General features: G+C 68.6%; 14 protein-coding genes. 7 read left to right on the top strand and 7 right to left on the bottom strand.

Annotation, left to right across the window (positions count from 1 at the left end; translation table 11 throughout):
- Window positions 1-458: 458 nt before the first annotated feature.
- Window positions 459-1,799 carry an MATE family efflux transporter gene (locus tag LIV37_RS25595; RefSeq protein ID WP_020869992.1) on the top strand — a complete coding sequence of 447 codons (1,341 nt, stop codon included), beginning with the start codon at window positions 459-461 and terminating at the stop codon, window positions 1,797-1,799.
- Window positions 1,800-1,987: 188 nt separating this feature from the next.
- Here the strand turns inward: LIV37_RS25595 and rplI are convergent, their stop codons facing one another.
- From rplI to rpsF, 4 genes are all read right to left on the bottom strand, one after another.
- Entirely contained in the window at window positions 1,988-2,434 is a 447-nt protein-coding gene (rplI, locus tag LIV37_RS25590) for a 50S ribosomal protein L9 (protein WP_020869991.1), read from the bottom strand.
- 18 nt (window positions 2,435-2,452) lie between these two features.
- The gene (rpsR, locus tag LIV37_RS25585; RefSeq protein WP_003978893.1) at window positions 2,453-2,689 is read right to left on the bottom strand and encodes a 30S ribosomal protein S18; all 237 of its coding nucleotides are present in this window, start codon (window positions 2,687-2,689) and stop codon (window positions 2,453-2,455) included.
- Window positions 2,690-2,774: 85 nt separating this feature from the next.
- A complete protein-coding gene (locus tag LIV37_RS25580; protein WP_020869990.1) occupies window positions 2,775-3,374 on the bottom strand; it encodes a single-stranded DNA-binding protein in 600 nt (199 codons plus the stop codon).
- Between the two features lie 83 nt (window positions 3,375-3,457).
- Window positions 3,458-3,748, bottom strand: coding sequence for a 30S ribosomal protein S6 (gene rpsF, locus LIV37_RS25575; RefSeq protein WP_020869989.1), 291 nt, complete (start codon window positions 3,746-3,748; stop codon window positions 3,458-3,460).
- A 229-nt stretch (window positions 3,749-3,977) separates the two neighbouring features.
- On the opposite strand from rpsF, the gene LIV37_RS25570 reads away from it, so the two are divergent.
- From LIV37_RS25570 to LIV37_RS25560, 3 genes are all read left to right on the top strand, one after another.
- Window positions 3,978-4,295 carry a hypothetical protein gene (locus tag LIV37_RS25570; RefSeq protein ID WP_020869988.1) on the top strand — a complete coding sequence of 106 codons (318 nt, stop codon included), beginning with the start codon at window positions 3,978-3,980 and terminating at the stop codon, window positions 4,293-4,295.
- 118 nt (window positions 4,296-4,413) lie between these two features.
- Complete coding sequence (locus LIV37_RS25565) at window positions 4,414-5,532, top strand: lipid II:glycine glycyltransferase FemX (protein WP_020869987.1); 1,119 nt, start codon at window positions 4,414-4,416, stop codon at window positions 5,530-5,532.
- A gap of 66 nt (window positions 5,533-5,598) precedes the next feature.
- A complete protein-coding gene (locus tag LIV37_RS25560) occupies window positions 5,599-6,630 on the top strand; it encodes an alanine racemase (RefSeq protein ID WP_020869986.1) in 1,032 nt (343 codons plus the stop codon).
- 54 nt (window positions 6,631-6,684) lie between these two features.
- On the opposite strand, the gene LIV37_RS25555 is transcribed toward LIV37_RS25560, so the two are convergent.
- Both LIV37_RS25555 and LIV37_RS25550 read right to left on the bottom strand, forming a co-directional pair.
- A complete protein-coding gene (locus tag LIV37_RS25555) occupies window positions 6,685-8,169 on the bottom strand; it encodes a glycosyltransferase family 87 protein (protein WP_020869985.1) in 1,485 nt (494 codons plus the stop codon).
- A gap of 216 nt (window positions 8,170-8,385) precedes the next feature.
- On the bottom strand, window positions 8,386-11,070 hold the full coding sequence (locus tag LIV37_RS25550) for a transglycosylase domain-containing protein (RefSeq protein WP_121824522.1): 2,685 nt from the start codon (window positions 11,068-11,070) through the stop codon (window positions 8,386-8,388).
- 357 nt (window positions 11,071-11,427) lie between these two features.
- Between LIV37_RS25550 and LIV37_RS25545 the strand changes: the two genes are divergently transcribed.
- The 3 genes from LIV37_RS25545 to LIV37_RS25535 all read left to right on the top strand — a co-directional run bounded on the left by LIV37_RS25545 (window position 11,428) and on the right by LIV37_RS25535 (window position 14,693).
- Window positions 11,428-12,138: a PadR family transcriptional regulator gene (locus LIV37_RS25545; RefSeq protein ID WP_020869983.1), complete on the top strand. Its 711-nt coding sequence runs from the start codon at window positions 11,428-11,430 to the stop codon at window positions 12,136-12,138.
- Between the two features lie 49 nt (window positions 12,139-12,187).
- Window positions 12,188-13,270, top strand: a complete 1,083-nt coding sequence (locus tag LIV37_RS25540; RefSeq protein WP_020869982.1) for an inositol-3-phosphate synthase — start codon at window positions 12,188-12,190, stop codon at window positions 13,268-13,270.
- An 85-nt stretch (window positions 13,271-13,355) separates the two neighbouring features.
- Window positions 13,356-14,693, top strand: coding sequence for an MFS transporter (locus LIV37_RS25535; RefSeq protein WP_020869981.1), 1,338 nt, complete (start codon window positions 13,356-13,358; stop codon window positions 14,691-14,693).
- Between the two features lie 5 nt (window positions 14,694-14,698).
- Here LIV37_RS25535 and LIV37_RS25530 read toward each other — a convergent pair whose 3' ends face one another.
- The gene (locus LIV37_RS25530; RefSeq protein ID WP_020869980.1) at window positions 14,699-16,189 is read right to left on the bottom strand and encodes a CCA tRNA nucleotidyltransferase; all 1,491 of its coding nucleotides are present in this window, start codon (window positions 16,187-16,189) and stop codon (window positions 14,699-14,701) included.
- Between the last annotated feature and the right edge of the window lie 24 nt (window positions 16,190-16,213).

The raw sequence follows: 16,213 nt of genomic DNA, 5'->3' as shown, positions 1-16,213 counted from the left end.
CGCCACCTCCTCCCGTCCGCGAAGCGAACCTCGCCGTGCCCGTCCTTCTTACGGCACGGCTATGACACAACTGAGCGGCCGGCTTTCCGGACACGGCGCATCGGAGGCCGGGGCTTCCAGGGCCGGATCGGGTGGCGGGCGCCGGACCACGTTAGGCCTGTCGGGACCGCCAGCCAACTTGGTTATCCACAGGGCATGTGGATGATGGGATCCATCCTGTGGGTAAGTCGCGCGAACCTGTGCACGGGCCGGGGGACAGTGCTGTGGACAAACACACAATCACCCCGAGAGTCCAAGCCTGACCTGCGGTTTCTCTATCCAGTGGCTGTGTAGAAGAAAAACTTCCGCCCCCAGCGCAAGATCACGACAAAGGGCGCAGAGAAGATCGTCCCGTGCGCCGCCTTGTAAGGACCAGGGGGAGCTTGTGTCTCTTACCTGTGGACGATTACATTGCCCTCATGACACAGGCCTCCACGAGCGTGCGGAGCACCGCGCGCCACCACGACCGCGAGATCATCGCACTCGCGCTTCCCGCCTTCGGCGCGCTCGTGGCGGAACCCCTCTTCGTCATGGTCGACAGCGCCGTCGTCGGCCATCTGGGCACCGCCCAGCTGGCCGGTCTGGGCGTCGCCGCGGCCCTGCTCGCCACCGCCGTCAACATCTTCGTCTTCCTCGCCTACGCCACCACCGCGGCGGTGGCCCGCCGGGTCGGGGCGGGCGATCTCGCCGGGGCTATACGGCAGGGCATGGACGGCATCTGGCTGGCCCTGCTGCTCGGCGCCGCCGTCATCGCCGTCGCCCTTCCCACCGCCCCCGCCCTGGTCGACCTCTTCGGCGCCTCGGACACCGCCGCGCCCTACGCCATCACCTATCTGCGGATCAGCACCCTCGGCATCCCCGCGATGCTGGTGGTGCTCGCCGCCACCGGTGTGCTGCGCGGCCTCCAGGACACCCGCACCCCGCTGTACGTCGCCATCGGCGGCTTCGGGGCCAACGCCGCGCTGAACGCCACCCTGGTCTATGGGGCCGGGCTGGGCATCGCGGGCTCGGCCTGGGGCACGGTGATCGCCCAGAACGCCATGGCCGCCGTCTACCTCGCCGTCGTCATCCGGGGCGCACGGCGCCATGGCACCTCGCTGCGCCCCGATGCCGCGGGCATCAGGGCCTGTGCCCACGCCGGGGCACCGCTGTTGATCCGTACGCTCTCGCTGCGCGCCGTGATGCTGATCGCGACGGCCGTGGCGGCCCGCCTGGGCGACACCGATATCGCCGCCCATCAGATCGTGCTCACCCTGTGGAGCCTGCTGGCGTTCGCCCTGGACGCCATCGCCATCGCCGGCCAGGCGATCATCGGACGCTGTCTGGGGGCGGGCGACGAGGAGGGGGCACGGGCCGCCTGCCGTCGCATGGTGCAGTGGGGCATCGCCTCGGGCGTGGCGCTGGGCCTGCTGGTGGTGGCTTCCCGGCCGCTGTTCATCCCCCTGTTCACCACCGATTCCGCGGTACGGGACGCCCTGCTGCCCGCCCTGCTGGTCACGGCCCTCATCCAGCCGGTCTCGGGTGTGGTCTTCGTCCTCGACGGCGTACTGATGGGCGCGGGCGACGGGCCGTATCTGGCCTGGGCGATGATCGCCACCCTGGCCGTCTTCGCCCCGGTGGCGCTGCTGGTGCCCTCGTTCGGCGGGGGGCTGACCGCGCTGTGGTGCACCATGGCTCTGATGATGTCGGTCCGGATGGCGACCCTGTGGCTGCGCACCCGCTCCGGCCGCTGGATCGTCACCGGCGCGGTACGAGGCTGAGCCCACATCCCGCCTCCCGCGAGCCAGCCCCCGGCTCGGCCGAGGGCAGCTCTGCCGAGGGCCGAGCCGGCCACGGCACAACGCCGACACGGCAGAAGGCCAGACACGGCGGAGGGCCGCACCCACAACAGGGGTGCGGCCCTCCGGTGCACTGTGCACGGTGCCGACGGCGACCGTCACGGCCGTCGTCAGGCGGCGACGACCTCGACGCCGACCTTGGCGGCAACCTCGGCATGCAGACGGACCGAGACCTGGTGCGCGCCCAGGGTCTTGATCGGGGACTGCACCTCGATGCGGCGCTTGTCGACCTCCGGGCCACCGGCGTCCTTGATCGCCGAAGCGATGTCGGCCGGGGTGACGGAGCCGAACAGCCGGCCGGCGTCGCCGGCACGGGTCTTCAGGCGCACCTTGACACCCTCGAGCTGAGCCTTGACCTCATTGGCCTGCTCGATCGTGGCGATCTCGCGGATGCGACGACCGCGGCGGATCTGCTCGACGTCCTTCTCGCCGCCCTTGGTCCAGCGGAGCGCCAGACCACGCGGAACCAGGTAGTTACGGGCGTAACCGTCCTTGACGTCCACGACGTCACCGGCGGTGCCGAGGCCGGAGACCTCGTGGGTGAGGATGATCTTCATGAGTCAGTCACCCTTCCCTTATCGCGCGGTGGAGGTGTAGGGCAGCAGCGCCATCTCACGGCTGTTCTTCACGGCCGTGGCGACATCACGCTGGTGCTGGGTGCAGTTGCCGGTGACCCGGCGGGCACGGATCTTGCCGCGGTCGGAGATGAACTTCCGCAGCAGGTTCGTGTCCTTGTAGTCGACGTAGGAGATCTTCTCCTTGCAGAACACGCAAACCTTCTTCTTAGGCTTGCGAGCAGGCGGCTTCGCCATTGTATCTCTCCAGTGTGATCAAGAAGTGTGTGCTGGTCGCCCCGACCAGACCGCGCGCTGTTTCACGTGAAACAACGCCTCGGGTCTAGAAGGGCGGCTCGTCCGAGTAGCCCCCGGAGTTGCCGGAGCCGCCGCCCCAGCCACCACCACCGCCGCCCTGGCCACCGGCCGGAGCGCCGGTCGCCCACGGGTCGTCGGCCGGAGCGCCGCCGCCCTGCTGCTGGCCGCCGCTGGGGCCACCGCCGCTGGGGCCACCGCCCCAGCCACCGCCGCCCTGGCCGCCACCGCCACCGCCGCCGTAACCACCCTGACCACCGCGACCGGTGGTCTTGGTGACCTTGGCTGTGGCGTTGCGCAGGCTGGCGCCGACCTCGTCGACATCCAGCTCATAGACCGTGCGCTTGATCCCCTCGCGGTCCTCATAGGACCGCTGCTTCAGACGGCCCTGCACGATGACGCGCATGCCGCGCTGAAGGGACTCGGCCACGTTCTCCGCGGCCTGCCGCCACACCGAGCACGTGAGAAAGAGGCTCTCGCCGTCCTTCCACTCGTTGGTCTGCCGGTCGAAGGTACGGGGAGTGGACGCGACGCGGAACTTCGCGACCGCCGCACCGGACGGGGTGAAACGCAGCTCGGGGTCGTCGACGAGATTGCCGACGACCGTGATGACGGTCTCGCCTGCCATTGGGGGAACCTCTCGGCGGGTACTGCTGGGCTGCTTGCTACTCGTTGCGATTCGGCCCCGATGACCGCTGAACGCTTACGCGGTCAGTGGGTCTCGGGACGGAGGACCTTGGTCCGGAGGACCGACTCGTTCAGGTTCAGCTGGCGGTCGAGCTCCTTGACGACCGCGGGCTCGGCCTGCAGGTCGATGACCGAGTAGATGCCCTCGGGCTTCTTCTTGATCTCGTACGAGAGACGACGACGGCCCCAGGTGTCGACCTTCTCGACCTTGCCGTCGCCTTCACGGACGACGGAAAGGAAGTTCTCGATCAGCGGGGAGACAGCGCGCTCCTCGAGATCGGGGTCGAGGATGACCATCACCTCGTAGTGACGCATGTGGAACCCACCTCCTTTGGACTCAGCGGCCACGGTCGTTCCGTGGCAGGAGGGTCGTGATGCGTATCCGCTTCGGCGTCAGTGCAGACACCACCGCGGACGGTACACAGTACCCGGCTCCGGCCGCCCGCTTGAAATCCGGGCGTCTTGGCCCGCAATCTGTACACATCGGGTGTGAGCGGCGTAACAGTTCGCCGCCTTGCTCTATGTGCCTACCTGGAGGTGCCCCATGGCACAGGCAGCACGATCCCACCACGGCTTGCTCACCTTCCTGGACACCGACGGCAAGTCGCATCCCGTAGAGAACGCGGTCGCCGTGGCGACCGTGGTGATCGGCGTGATCGCCTTTGTCACGGCTCATTTCCCCCATCTCCACCTGGTCAGCTCATGGGTCGGGCTGATCGGCATGATCAGCGGTGCCTGGGGCCAGCTGAGGTCCGTGACCACCGGTGAGCGGTTCCTGCTGATCATCGGGCTCGGTGCCGCCGGGGTCGGCTTCTATCTCGGCATGGCGCATGGGGGGCTCTTCGGCGGCGTGCTGGGCTGAACCCGCCCGGAGCCCGGTTGTCCCCGGGCCCGAACGGGGCGTGTCCCGGTCGCAGTAGGCTTCGGCGCGAGAGCCGGAGCCCCGACCCTGGGGACAAACCTGCCGAGGAGCGCCCCACATGAGCCTGACCCTGAGGACGATCAGCCGAGAGCAGCATCTGGCGTACATCCAGAGCCTGTCGGCGGCAAGCCACATGCAGGTGCCTGCATGGGCTGACGTCAAGTCGGAGTGGCGCTCGGAGAACCTCGGCTGGTTCGACGCCACGGGTCAGCTCGTCGGCGCCGGTCTCGTCCTCTACCGTCAGCTGCCCAAGATCAAGCGCTATCTCGCCTATCTTCCCGAGGGCCCGGTCATCAACTGGTACGCCCCCAACCTGGAGGACTGGCTGCGTCCGATGCTCGCGCATCTGAAGCAGCAGGGCGCCTTCTCGGTGAAGATGGGCCCGCCGGTCATCATCCGCCGCTGGGATTCCGCCGCGATCAAGTCCGGTATCCAGAACCCCGACGTCAAGCGGCTGCGCGATGTCGAGGCCACCTTCATCGAGCCGCGCGCCTTCGAGGTGGCCGACCGGCTGCGGCGCATGGGCTGGCAGCAGGGCGAGGACGGCGGGGCCGGCTTCGGTGACGTCCAGCCGCGGTACGTCTTCCAGGTGCCGCTGGAGAACCGCTCCCTCGAGGATGTCCACAAGGGCTTCAACCAGCTGTGGCGCCGCAACATCAAGAAGGCCGAGAAGGCCGGTGTCGAGGTCGTCCAGGGCGGCTTCGAGCATCTGCCCGAGTGGCAGCGGCTCTACGAGATCACCGCGGAGCGCGACCACTTCCGGCCCCGCCCGCTCAGCTACTTCCAGCGCATGTGGACGGCCCTCAACACCGAGGACCCCAACCGGATGCGGCTGTACTTCGCGATGCACGAGAACGAGGCCGTGGCCGCCGCCACGATGCTGATCGTCGGCGGGCACGTCTGGTACTCCTACGGCGCCTCCGCCAACCACAAGCGCGAGGTCCGGCCCTCGAACGCGATGCAGTGGCGGATGCTCCGCGACGCCTACGCGCTGGGTGCGACCGTCTATGACCTGCGCGGCATCAGCGACTCCCTCGATGAGACGGATCATCTCTTCGGCCTGATCCAGTTCAAGGTGGGCACCGGCGGGCAGGCTGCCGAATACCTCGGTGAGTGGGACTTCCCGCTCAACAAGCTCCTGCACAAGGCGCTCGACATCTACATGTCGCGCCGCTGACCACGATTCGCTGTCTCCCATACCTCCAATACACCGCGGCTACGAGAAAGGTTCCGGGACCGGTCAATGGCGCTCACCCTCTACGTCGACACCGCTCGCTGGCGGGCGCATCAGCAAACGGTGATCCAGCAGTTCCCGGGGATAGTCCCGGTCTGCAAAGGCAACGGCTACGGCTTCGGCCATGAGCGGCTGGCCGAGGAAGCCGCCCGCTTCGGCAGCGACATCCTCGCGGTCGGAACCACGTACGAGGCCGCCCGGATGAAGGACTTCTTCAGCGGTGACCTGCTCGTGCTCACCCCCTTCCGCCGCGGTGAGGAGCCGGTGCCGCTGCCGGACCGGGTGATCCGTTCGGTCTCGTCGGTCGACGGCGTCTACGGCCTGGTGAACGCGCGCGTGGTCATCGAGGTCATGAGCAGCATGAAGCGGCACGGCGTCACCGAGGAGGACCTGCCCAAGCTGCACGCCGCGATAGAGAACGTCCGGCTGGAGGGGTTCGCCATCCACCTCCCGCTCGACCGCACCGACGGCCTGGACGCGGTCGAGGAGGTCATCGCCTGGATGGACCGGCTGCGGGCGGCGCGGCTGCCGCTGCACACCATGTTCGTCAGCCACCTCAAGGCCGAGGAACTGGCCCGGCTGCAGCAGCAGTTCCCGCAGACCCGCTTCCGGGCGCGCATCGGCACCCGGCTGTGGCTGGGCGACCACGATTCGACGGAGTACCGGGGCTCGGTGCTCGACGTCACCCCGGTCTCGAAGGGCGACCGCTTCGGCTACCGCCAGCAGAAGGCCGCGTCCGACGGCCATCTGGTCGTGGTCGCGGGCGGCACCTCCCACGGTGTCGGTCTGGAGGCGCCCAAGGCCCTGCACGGGGTGATGCCCCGCGCCAAGGGGGTCGCCCGTGCCGGTCTGGCGACCGTCAACCGCAACCTCTCGCCGTTCGTGTGGGCGGGCAAGCAGCGGTGGTTCGCCGAACCGCCGCACATGCAGGTGTCCATCCTGTTCGTGCCCAGCGATGTCCAGGCGCCCCAGGTGGGGGATGAGCTGGTCGCGCATCTGCGGCACACCACCACGCAGTTCGACCGGCTGCTCGACCGCTGAACCCACGCCACCGGGCGGGGCTCCGCACCACCGGGAGGGGCTCCCGTCCGGGGCTCACTCCCGGTGGACGCCCCAGTCCACCAGCGCCGCGCCCTCATAGCGGGAGGCGCGCCGCGCCTCTCCGAGCACGAACGCGTCCGGGGCCCGGTCCAGCACGCCTCCCCCGGGGTCGTCCGACCCGTCCCTGCGCACCGGGTCCCGCTCCGGCACCAGCGCGTCCCGGATGATCAGGGCGCACAGATAGAGCGTCCCCAGCAGATGTACGGCGATGGCCAGCTGATAGCCCTCCGCAGGCAGCCCCCGGTGCTGGTCGCCGCTGCCCGTGTACGCGAGGTACATCCAGATCCCCAGGAAGTACATGACCTCGCACGCCTGCCAGACCAGGAAGTCCCGCCAGCGCGGCCTGGCCAGTGCGGCCAGCGGGATCAGCCACAGCACGTACTGCGGTGAGTAGACCTTGTTGGTGAGCACGAACGCCGCGACGATCAGGAAGGACAGCTGGGCCAGGCGCGGACGGCGTGGGGCGCACAGGGCGAGCGCCGCCACTCCGAGGCAGGCCAGGGCCATCAGCACGGTCCCGTAGGTGTTGACGTCCTCCAGGGAGTTCCCGGTGCGCTGGGAGATGATCAGCCACACGGAGCCGAAGTCCACGGGGCGCTCCTGGCTGAAGGTGTAGAAGGTCTTCCAGCCGTCGCGGATGTGCAGTCCGCCCTGCGTGCTGACCATCACGGGGAGGTTCACCACGAGCCAGGCGGCCAGGGCTCCGCCCGCGGCCGTCCAGAAGGCCCGCAGCCGCCCCGCCCGCAGGCAGAGCACCAGCAGCGGACCGAGGAGCAGCGCGGGGTAGAGCTTGGCGGCCGTCGCGAGCCCCAGCAGCACACCGGCGGCCAGCGGGCGGCTGCGGGACCACATCAGCAGGGCGGCGGCCGTAAGGGCGACGGCGAACAGGTCCCAGTTGATGGTGGCCGTGAGCGCGAAGGCGGGGGCGAGGGCGACCAGCAGTGCGTCCCAGGGGCGGCGCCGGTGCGTACGGGCCACGCAGACCGCGATGATCGCGGTGCAGACCATCAGCATGCCCGCGTTGACCAGCCAGTAGATCTGCTCCCGGTCCTGAATGGAGCCGCTGTGCGGGGTCATCCAGGAGGCGACCTCCATGAAGAGGCCGGTGAGGACCGGATACTCCAGGTACTGCATCCCGCCCGAGACGTTGTCCGGTATCCGGTCGAAGTACGGGACGAGGTCGAGGGCGAAGCCGCGGCCGTTGTAGAGGTGCGGTATGTCGGAGTAGCAGGCGTGGGTGTACTGGGCGGTGGCCCCGTAGAACCAGCCGCCGTCGTAGCACGGCAGCTTCTGCACCATGCCCAGGGCGAACATGCCGATGGCGACGATCGCCACGATCCGCACGGGGGTCCACCAGCTCGTGCCCAGCAGGGCCCGGCGCCCGGTCGGCCCACCGATCAGCTCGCTGCCGGCCGCGGCCACCGGGTCCTCGGAGGTCGGCCTGACGGGCTGGGCCTGTGGGTCCTCGCGCACGCTCATGGCCCCCATCCTGCCGTACGAGCCCCTCAGGAGGAGTCAGGACCGTCCCAGCGGCCGCTGAGCGCGCCGCGGACGCCGGGCGGGGCTCCGGAGTAGGGGAGAGGCGTACCGGAGGCGCAGAGAGCCGTCCAGGGCCTGGAACGGCGCCGGCCGCGCCGGAGCGGGTTCGCTCCGGCGCGGCCGGGGAGAGGTGAACGGGTCGTACGGAGCCGCGGGCTATTCCTCCCTGCGGGCCCCGGACGGGCCGCCGAATATGCCACCGGGACCGCCCGGGTCCTCCGTGGTCGGCGACGTGGACGGACCTCCCGGACCGCCGTTCGCGCCTCCGTTCTGGTTGCCGCCGTTGCCGTTGCCGCCGTTGTCCTGGCAGTCCAGGTCCAGCGGGTCACAGGTGCCCGTCGGGGTCGGGCTGCCGGACGGCGACTCCGAGGGGGACTCCGACGGCGACTCCGAAGGCGACTCCGACGGGGACTCGGACGGCTTGTCCGTCGTCGGGGTCGGGCTCGGGCTGGCGTCCTCGCCGAAGACCTTCTGGCCGATCGGGGTGGCCGCGGGGAAGTTCTTGACCGGCACGCCCTTCAGGGCACCGCGCATGTAGTCGGCCCAGATCTGCGCCGGGAACGACGCACCGTGGATCGTCTTCTGGCCGCCCACACCGCGCATGGACAGGAACTTCTGGCTCTTGGCCTGGTCGTCCACCCGCCACATGCCGATCGCCGTGGACAGCTGCGGGGTGTAGCCGGAGAACCAGGCCGACTTGTTCTCGTCGGTGGTTCCGGTCTTGCCCGCGACCGGACGGCCGATCTTGGCCGAGGTGCCGGTGCCGTGCTGGACCACGTTCTCAAGGACGTCGGTGACGTTGTTCGCCACGTTCGAGTCGAACGCCCGCTTGACCTCGGCATCCTGCTTGTGGTCGTAGACGGTGCCGTTCTTGTCCTCGACCCGCTCCACCGAGTACGGCTCGGCCTGCTGACCGCTGGCCGCGAAGGTGGCGTACGCCCCGGCGAGCCGGATGGCGCTGGGTGCGGAGGTGCCGAGCGAGAACGTCGGGGTGATCGAGGAGAGCTGCTCCTTGTTGAGGCCCGCGGCCAGGGCCGCGTCCCGCACCTTGTCGGTGCCGACGTCCATGCCCAGCTGGATGAACGGGGTGTTCACCGAGTACTGCATCGCGGTGCGCAGGCTGATCGGGCCCTTGTCCTCGTCACCGTCGTTCCGCTGGTGCCACTCCTTGCCGTCCTTGTCGTGCCAGACGGTTCCGTCGTAGTCCCGCAGGGTCACCTTGTTGTCGCCGTTGTAGACACTGCTGGGCGAGACCAGGGTGCGCTCGGAATCGGGTTGCTCCCGTTGGCCCTTCGGATCGCGGGCGCCATTGGTCATCGCGGCGGCCATCACGAAGGGCTTGAAGGTCGAACCCACCTGGACACCGGTGTAGTCGGCGTTGTTGCGGTAGTGCTCCAGCGCGTTCTTGCCGCCGTAGATCGCAAGGATCTTGCCCGTCTTGGGCTCCACCGAGGCGCCGCCGAACTGGACGTGCTTGTCCACCTCGCGCTCCTTCGGCTTGATGCTCTCCTTGGAGACCTTCTCGACCGCCCGGGTCAGCTCACCGATCTTCTTCCGGTCGAAGGTGGTGTGGATCTGATAGCCACCCTTGTCCAGTTGCGACTTGCTGATGCCGGTTTGGGCGATGATGTAGTTGTCGGCGAGGTCGGTGAGGTAGCCGATCTGGCCCTGCTTGTTCGTGGCCACCTTCGGGTTCTGCGGCATCGGGAAACCCTTGGCGATCCACTTCTGGGCCTCGGTCCTGGGCATCCTGTGCACGGCGACCTCACGCCGCAGGGTCCACTCCCAGCGCTGCTTGGCGCGCTTGGTGTTGGCCTCCTTGGTGGCGGCGGCGCCATAACCGCCATTGGGGTCGTAGAGGTTGGGGCCGTTGAGCGTAGAGGCCAGGAAGGCGCTCTGGCTGGGCGTCAGCTTCGAGCAGTCCCGGTCGAAGTAGGCGCGGGCGGCGGCCTGGCAGCCATAGGCACCACGTCCGTAGTACGCGGTGTTCAGATAGCTCCCGAGGATGTAGTCCTTGTCCTTGGTCGCGCCCACCTTTATGGAGATGAACAGCTCCTTGACCTTACGCGTGAGCGTCTGTGACTGGTCGAGGTAGGTGTTCTTCACGAACTGCTGGGTGATGGTCGAACCACTCTGGGTCGCGCCACCCTTCGCCATGTTGACGACCGCGCGGGCGATACCCATCGGGTCGACGCCGCTGTCGTCGTAGAAGCTGGCGTTCTCCGCGGAGATCACCGCGTTCTGCATGGACTTGGGGATCTTGCTGAGGGGGACGATCTGGCGGTTGAGGTCACCACCGCCGGAGACCACCATCTGCTTGCCGTCCGCCCAGTAGTACACGTTCTTCTGGGTCTGGGAGGCGGCCTGGGCGGTCGGCACCTCCACCAGCCACAGCCCTATGCCGACGGCGCCGAGCAGCACCGCGAAGAAGAAGATGAAGGTTCCCGTCACCAGCCTCCAGGACGGCACCCAGCGCCGGAACCCCGACCGCCCGCCGCGCGGGTAGTCGATAAAGCGTTTCTTGCCGGGGGGCCCATCGCCCCCCGGACCACGTCCGCGGCCGCCGCCGGTCCCCCGTCGGCCGCCTCCGCGACCGCCGGGGCCCGCGCCGGCCGCGCTCGCCTCGGATCCTCGTCTACGGCCACCGCTGCGTTGGGCGGCCCTGCGGGCCGCCGCGCGGCCACCGTAAGGGCGCTCTTCCCCCTGCGGGGTGGCGCCCGACCCGGCTGCGGCGTTGTGCGTCGGTGCTGCGCGGCGGCCGGACGACTGCTGTCCGGCTCGCCGGGCCGCTGCTCGTCCGCCGCCTTGGGGTTGCGGCGGCTTGCGACGGTGCTCGCTCATGGAACGACTTCTCCTCGGGCAGGCGCTATCGCCTGAAAGCGGCAGATGGCTTCCGGTCCCCCCAATGTGCGATCCGGTCGCACCAGGCAACCGGACGCACTGCATCCGGGACGAGGACGCATCGCGGCGTCACTTGGTTCCCATAGGTCTGCATGGCGAACAGAGTACGCACGGTCAAAACCCGCCCAGCCGCCACCTTCACTCCATAACCGTCAGATTGAGTGTCTCGAATTGGTGATGTGACGGCGTTCACCGTGGTCCCTCTTGTCCCTTCCCGCGCACGGTTCTATCGTCTTGATGTATCGAGTCGATACATCAGCTCGACATAGCGGGCCCGGAGGAGAGGAGAGGCGGGGAATGAGCAGACGCTCAGGCGTCCTGGAGTTCGCCGTTCTCGGCCTGCTGCGCGAGTCACCGATGCACGGATATGAGCTGCGGAAGCGGCTCAACACCTCACTCGGGGTGTTCCGCGCGTTCAGCTACGGCAGCCTCTATCCCTGCCTCAAGACGCTGGTCGGCAACGGCTGGTTGATCGAGGAATCCGGCAGCACCTCCCCGGACGCCCTCGCGGCGCCCCTCTCCGGCCGCCGGGCGAAGATCGTCTACCGGCTCACGGCGGCGGGCAAGGAGCGGTTCGAGGAGCTGCTCTCCCACACCGGGCCGGACGCCTGGGAGGACGAGCACTTCGGTGTCCGGTTCGCCTTCTTCGGCCAGACGTCACGAGACGTTCGGATGCGGGTGCTGGAGGGGCGGCGCAGCCGCTTGGAGGAGCGCCTGGACAAGATGCGCGCCGCCATGGCCCGTACCCGCGAGCGCCTGGACGACTACACCCTCGAGCTGCAGCGACACGGAATGGAGTCGGTGGAGCGCGAGGTGCGCTGGCTGAACGAGCTGATCGAGAGCGAGCGGGCCGGGCGCGATCGGCGCGACGGCACCGCCGGGCAGGTCCGGACGACCGAGCGGGACGAGGACCGGCCACCACAGCAGGACCAGTCAGAAGATGCGGACGGCCCGCCCCGGCACCGGGGTGGTTCCCGGCCGGATCCGTCCGATGACACCGCCAAGTGAGGCCCGGCATCCGCGGGGCCTCGTCCAGTACACACAGGGAGCAACCGGAATGGGTTCGGTTCGTGTAGCCATCGTCGGCGTGGGCAACTGCGCCGCCTCGCTGGTGCAGGGCGTCGAGTACTACAAGGACGCCGACCCGGACACCCGCGTGCCGGGTCTGATGCACGTGCAGTTCGGCGACTACCACGTGAAGGACGTGGAGTTCGTGGCCGCCTTCGACGTGGACGCGAAGAAGGTCGGCCTGGACCTCGCGGACGCCATCGGCGCCAGCGAGAACAACACCATCAAGATCTGTGACGTGCCGACGGCCGGTGTCACGGTCCAGCGCGGCCACACGCTCGACGGACTCGGCAAGTACTACCGCGAGACCATCGACGAGTCCGACGAGGCCCCGGTCGACGTCGTCCAGGTCCTCAAGGACAAGCAGGTCGACGTTCTGGTCTGCTACCTGCCGGTCGGCTCCGAGGACGCCGCCAAGTACTACGCCCAGTGCGCCATCGACGCGAAGGTCGCCTTCGTCAACGCCCTCCCGGTCTTCATCGCCGGCACCAAGGAGTGGGCGGACAAGTTCACCGAGGCCGGGGTGCCGATCGTCGGTGACGACATCAAGTCGCAGGTCGGCGCGACCATCACGCACCGCGTGATGGCCAAGCTGTTCGAGGACCGGGGCGTCGTCCTGGACCGCACCATGCAGCTGAACGTCGGCGGCAACATGGACTTCAAGAACATGCTCGAGCGGGAGCGCCTGGAGTCCAAGAAGATCTCCAAGACCCAGGCCGTCACCTCCCAGATCCCCGACCGCGACCTCGGCGCCGACAACGTCCACATCGGCCCCTCGGACTTCGTGGCCTGGCTGGACGACCGCAAGTGGGCCTATGTCCGCCTGGAGGGCCGTGCGTTCGGCGATGTCCCGCTGAACCTGGAGTACAAGCTCGAGGTGTGGGACTCCCCGAACTCCGCGGGTGTCATCATCGACGCGCTGCGCGCCGCGAAGATCGCCAAGGACCGCGGCATCGGCGGCCCGATCCTCTCGGCCTCCTCGTACTTCATGAAGTCGCCTCCGGTGCAGTACTTCGACAACGAGGCGCGGGAGAACGTGGAGAAGTTCATCAGGGGCGAGGTCGAGCGCTGAGGCGCCATGCGCTGATTCCCGCCGCGTGATCACGGGCCTTCGGGTAATACACCCGGAGGCCCGTGTGGTGTGTGAGGCTGACGCCATGCCTGTTGTGCGTGATCTCCGCGTACTGCTGCAACTGCGGGACTTCCGCCGCCTCCTGGCCATCCGGCTGCTGTCCCAGTCGGCCGACGGCGTCTACCAGGTGGCGCTCGCCACCTATGTGGTCTTCTCCCCGGAGAAGGAGACCTCCGCCACGGCCATCGCCTCCGCCATGGCCGTCCTGCTGCTCCCCTACTCCCTGCTCGGCCCCTTCGCCGGGGTGCTGCTGGACCGCTGGCGCAGGCGGCAGGTGCTGCTCTACGGCAATCTGCTGCGCTCGGGGCTGGCCGCCGGAACCGCCGTGCTGGTGCTGGGCCAGGTGCCGGAGTGGCTCTTCTATGTCTCGGCCCTGTCGGTGACGGCCGTCAACCGCTTTGTGCTGGCCGGACTTTCGGCGGCCCTGCCCCGGGTCGTGGACAGCCAGGAGCGCCTGGTCATGGCCAACTCCCTCTCACCCACGGCCGGAACGCTCGCCGCCACGGCCGGGGGCAGCCTCGCCTTCATCGTCCGGCTGTCGGGCCCGGGAGGCACCTCCTCGGACGCGCTCGTCGTCCTGGTGGGCGCCGCGCTCTATCTCATCGCCGGGCTCACGGCCCTGCTGATGGCACCGGGTCTGCTGGGGCCGGACCCCGCGGCCCTTCAGCCCCGCCTCTCCGCGGCCCTGATGAGCACCGCGCGGGGCCTGGTCGCGGGCGTACGCCATCTGCTGGAGCGCCGGGATCCCACCGTGGCGCTCACCGCGATGACACTGATGCGCTTCTGCTACGGCGCGCTCACGGTGACGGTGCTGATGCTCTGCCGCTACGCATGGGCCGACACCGAGTCCCAGGGGCTCGCACTTCTGGGGCTGGCCGTCGGCGTCTCGGGGGCGGGCTTCTTCGCCGCGGCGGTGATCACGCCATGGGCGGTGACCCGGCTCGGGGCCCGTTCACCCGCCCAGCCGGACGGACGGCTTTCCTGGGTGATGGTGTGCGCCGGGAGCGCGGCCCTCCTGGAACCGGGGCTCGGACTGCCCTTCGAGCCCGCCCCCATGCTGATCGCCGCGTTTGTCCTCGGGCTGATCACCCAGGGCGCGAAGATCGCCACCGACACCGTGGTGCAGTCCTCCATCGCCGATGACTTCCGCGGGCGGATCTTCTCCCTCTACGACGTGCTGTTCAATGTCGCCTTCGTGGGAGCCGCGGCGGTCGCCGCGGTGATACTGCCGCCGGACGGCAGATCGGCCGCACTGCTGATCTGTGTGGCGCTGCTCTACGCGGCCACCACGCTCCTGGTGAGGTTTCACGTGAAACATGACCGGCAGAGCGCCAAGCGGGTCGATGTTTCACGTGAAACGTGAGGGGCTCAGCCCTCCGGCTGAGCTTCCCACCACTCCTGAAGCGCGGAGATCACGGCGTCCCGTTCCATCGGGCCGTGCTCCAGCCGCAGCTCCAGCAGATGCTTGTACGCCTTGCCGACCTGCGGCCCCGGGGGGATGCCGAGGATCTTCATGATCTCGTTGCCATCCAGATCCGGGCGGATCGCGTCCAGCTCTTCCTGCTCCTGCAGCCGGGCGATGCGTTCCTCGAGACCGTCGTACGCACGCGAGAGCGCCGTCGCCTTCCGCCGATTGCGCGTGGTGCAGTCCGAGCGGGTCAGCTTGTGCAGCCGGTCGAGCAGCGGCCCGGCGTCACGGACGTAGCGGCGGACCGCGGAGTCGGTCCATTCCCCCGTGCCATAGCCGTGGAAGCGCAGATGCAGCTCGACCAGGCGGGAGACCTCCTTGATCAGCTCATTGGAGTACTTGAGCCTCGTCATCCGGTACTTGGTCATCTTGGCCCCCACCACCTCGTGGTGGTGGAAGGAGACCCGGCCGTCCTTCTCGAAGCGGCGCGTCTTGGGCTTGCCGATGTCATGCAGCAGCGCGGCCAGCCGCAGCGTCAGATCGGGACCCTCGGTCTCCAGGTCCATGGCCTGGTCCAGCACCGTCAGCGAGTGCTCGTAGACATCCTTGTGGCGGTGGTGCTCATCGCGCTCCAAGCGCAGCGCCGGAAGCTCCGGCAGGACGCGGTCGGCGAGCCCGGTCTCCACCAGCAGCCGCAGCCCCTTGCGGGGGTGATCGGCCAGGACCAGCTTGTTGAGTTCATCACGCACCCGCTCCGCCGAGACGATGTCGATGCGCTCGGCCATCGCCGTCATCGCGGCGACGACCTCGGGGGCCACCTCGAAGTCCAGCTGCGCGGCGAAGCGCGCGGCACGCATCATCCGCAGCGGATCGTCGGAGAAGGACTCCTCGGGCGTCCCCGGAGTGCGCAGCACCCGGGCGGCGAGATCCTCCAGACCGTGGTGCGGGTCGATGAACTCCTTCTGCGGAAGCGCCACCGCCATCGCGTTGACCGTGAAGTCCCGGCGGACCAGGTCCTCCTCGATGGAGTCGCCGTAGGACACCTCGGGCTTCCGAGATGTCCGGTCGTAGGCTTCTGACCGATAAGTTGTGATTTCGATCTGGAAGCTCTGATCCGACCCGCTTCCTGGCGACATGCCCTTTCGGCAGCCGACCGTACCGAAGGCGATGCCGACGTCCCAGACCGCGTCCGCCCAGGGCCGTACGATCTTCAATACCTCGTCCGGCCGTGCGTCCGTCGTGAAATCCAGATCGTTACCGAGCCGGCCGAGCAGCGCGTCCCGTACCGAGCCGCCGACCAGGGCCAGGCGGAAACCGGCCTGCTGGAAACGACGGGCAAGATCGTCGGCAACGGGTGAGACCCGCAGGAGCTCGCCCACGGCGCGGCGCTGCACCTGGCTGAGCTCGTTGGTCGACTGCGGGGATCGGCTGTCATTGTTGGCGTTCGGCACAACAGAACAGGGTACGTGGCCGTG

Origin of the sequence: Streptomyces rapamycinicus NRRL 5491 (assembly GCF_024298965.1) — a bacterium.
Lineage (GTDB): Bacteria > Actinomycetota > Actinomycetes > Streptomycetales > Streptomycetaceae > Streptomyces > Streptomyces rapamycinicus.
Note: the sequence above shows the minus strand (reverse complement) of the source record. Positions and strands in the feature narration are given on the sequence as shown.

What these genes read in the sequence shown, in the direction of transcription:
- LIV37_RS25595 (WP_020869992.1), top strand. Translation starts at nt 459, where the DNA reads ATGACACAGGCCTCCACGAGCGTGCGGAGCACCGCGCGCCACCACGAC.
- rplI (WP_020869991.1), bottom strand. Translation starts at nt 2,434, where the DNA reads ATGAAGATCATCCTCACCCACGAGGTCTCCGGCCTCGGCACCGCCGGT.
- rpsR (WP_003978893.1), bottom strand. Translation starts at nt 2,689, where the DNA reads ATGGCGAAGCCGCCTGCTCGCAAGCCTAAGAAGAAGGTTTGCGTGTTC.
- LIV37_RS25580 (WP_020869990.1), bottom strand. Translation starts at nt 3,374, where the DNA reads ATGGCAGGCGAGACCGTCATCACGGTCGTCGGCAATCTCGTCGACGAC.
- rpsF (WP_020869989.1), bottom strand. Translation starts at nt 3,748, where the DNA reads ATGCGTCACTACGAGGTGATGGTCATCCTCGACCCCGATCTCGAGGAG.
- LIV37_RS25570 (WP_020869988.1), top strand. Translation starts at nt 3,978, where the DNA reads ATGGCACAGGCAGCACGATCCCACCACGGCTTGCTCACCTTCCTGGAC.
- LIV37_RS25565 (WP_020869987.1), top strand. Translation starts at nt 4,414, where the DNA reads ATGAGCCTGACCCTGAGGACGATCAGCCGAGAGCAGCATCTGGCGTAC.
- LIV37_RS25560 (WP_020869986.1), top strand. Translation starts at nt 5,599, where the DNA reads ATGGCGCTCACCCTCTACGTCGACACCGCTCGCTGGCGGGCGCATCAG.
- LIV37_RS25555 (WP_020869985.1), bottom strand. Translation starts at nt 8,169, where the DNA reads ATGAGCGTGCGCGAGGACCCACAGGCCCAGCCCGTCAGGCCGACCTCC.
- LIV37_RS25550 (WP_121824522.1), bottom strand. Translation starts at nt 11,070, where the DNA reads ATGAGCGAGCACCGTCGCAAGCCGCCGCAACCCCAAGGCGGCGGACGA.
- LIV37_RS25545 (WP_020869983.1), top strand. Translation starts at nt 11,428, where the DNA reads ATGAGCAGACGCTCAGGCGTCCTGGAGTTCGCCGTTCTCGGCCTGCTG.
- LIV37_RS25540 (WP_020869982.1), top strand. Translation starts at nt 12,188, where the DNA reads ATGGGTTCGGTTCGTGTAGCCATCGTCGGCGTGGGCAACTGCGCCGCC.
- LIV37_RS25535 (WP_020869981.1), top strand. Translation starts at nt 13,356, where the DNA reads ATGCCTGTTGTGCGTGATCTCCGCGTACTGCTGCAACTGCGGGACTTC.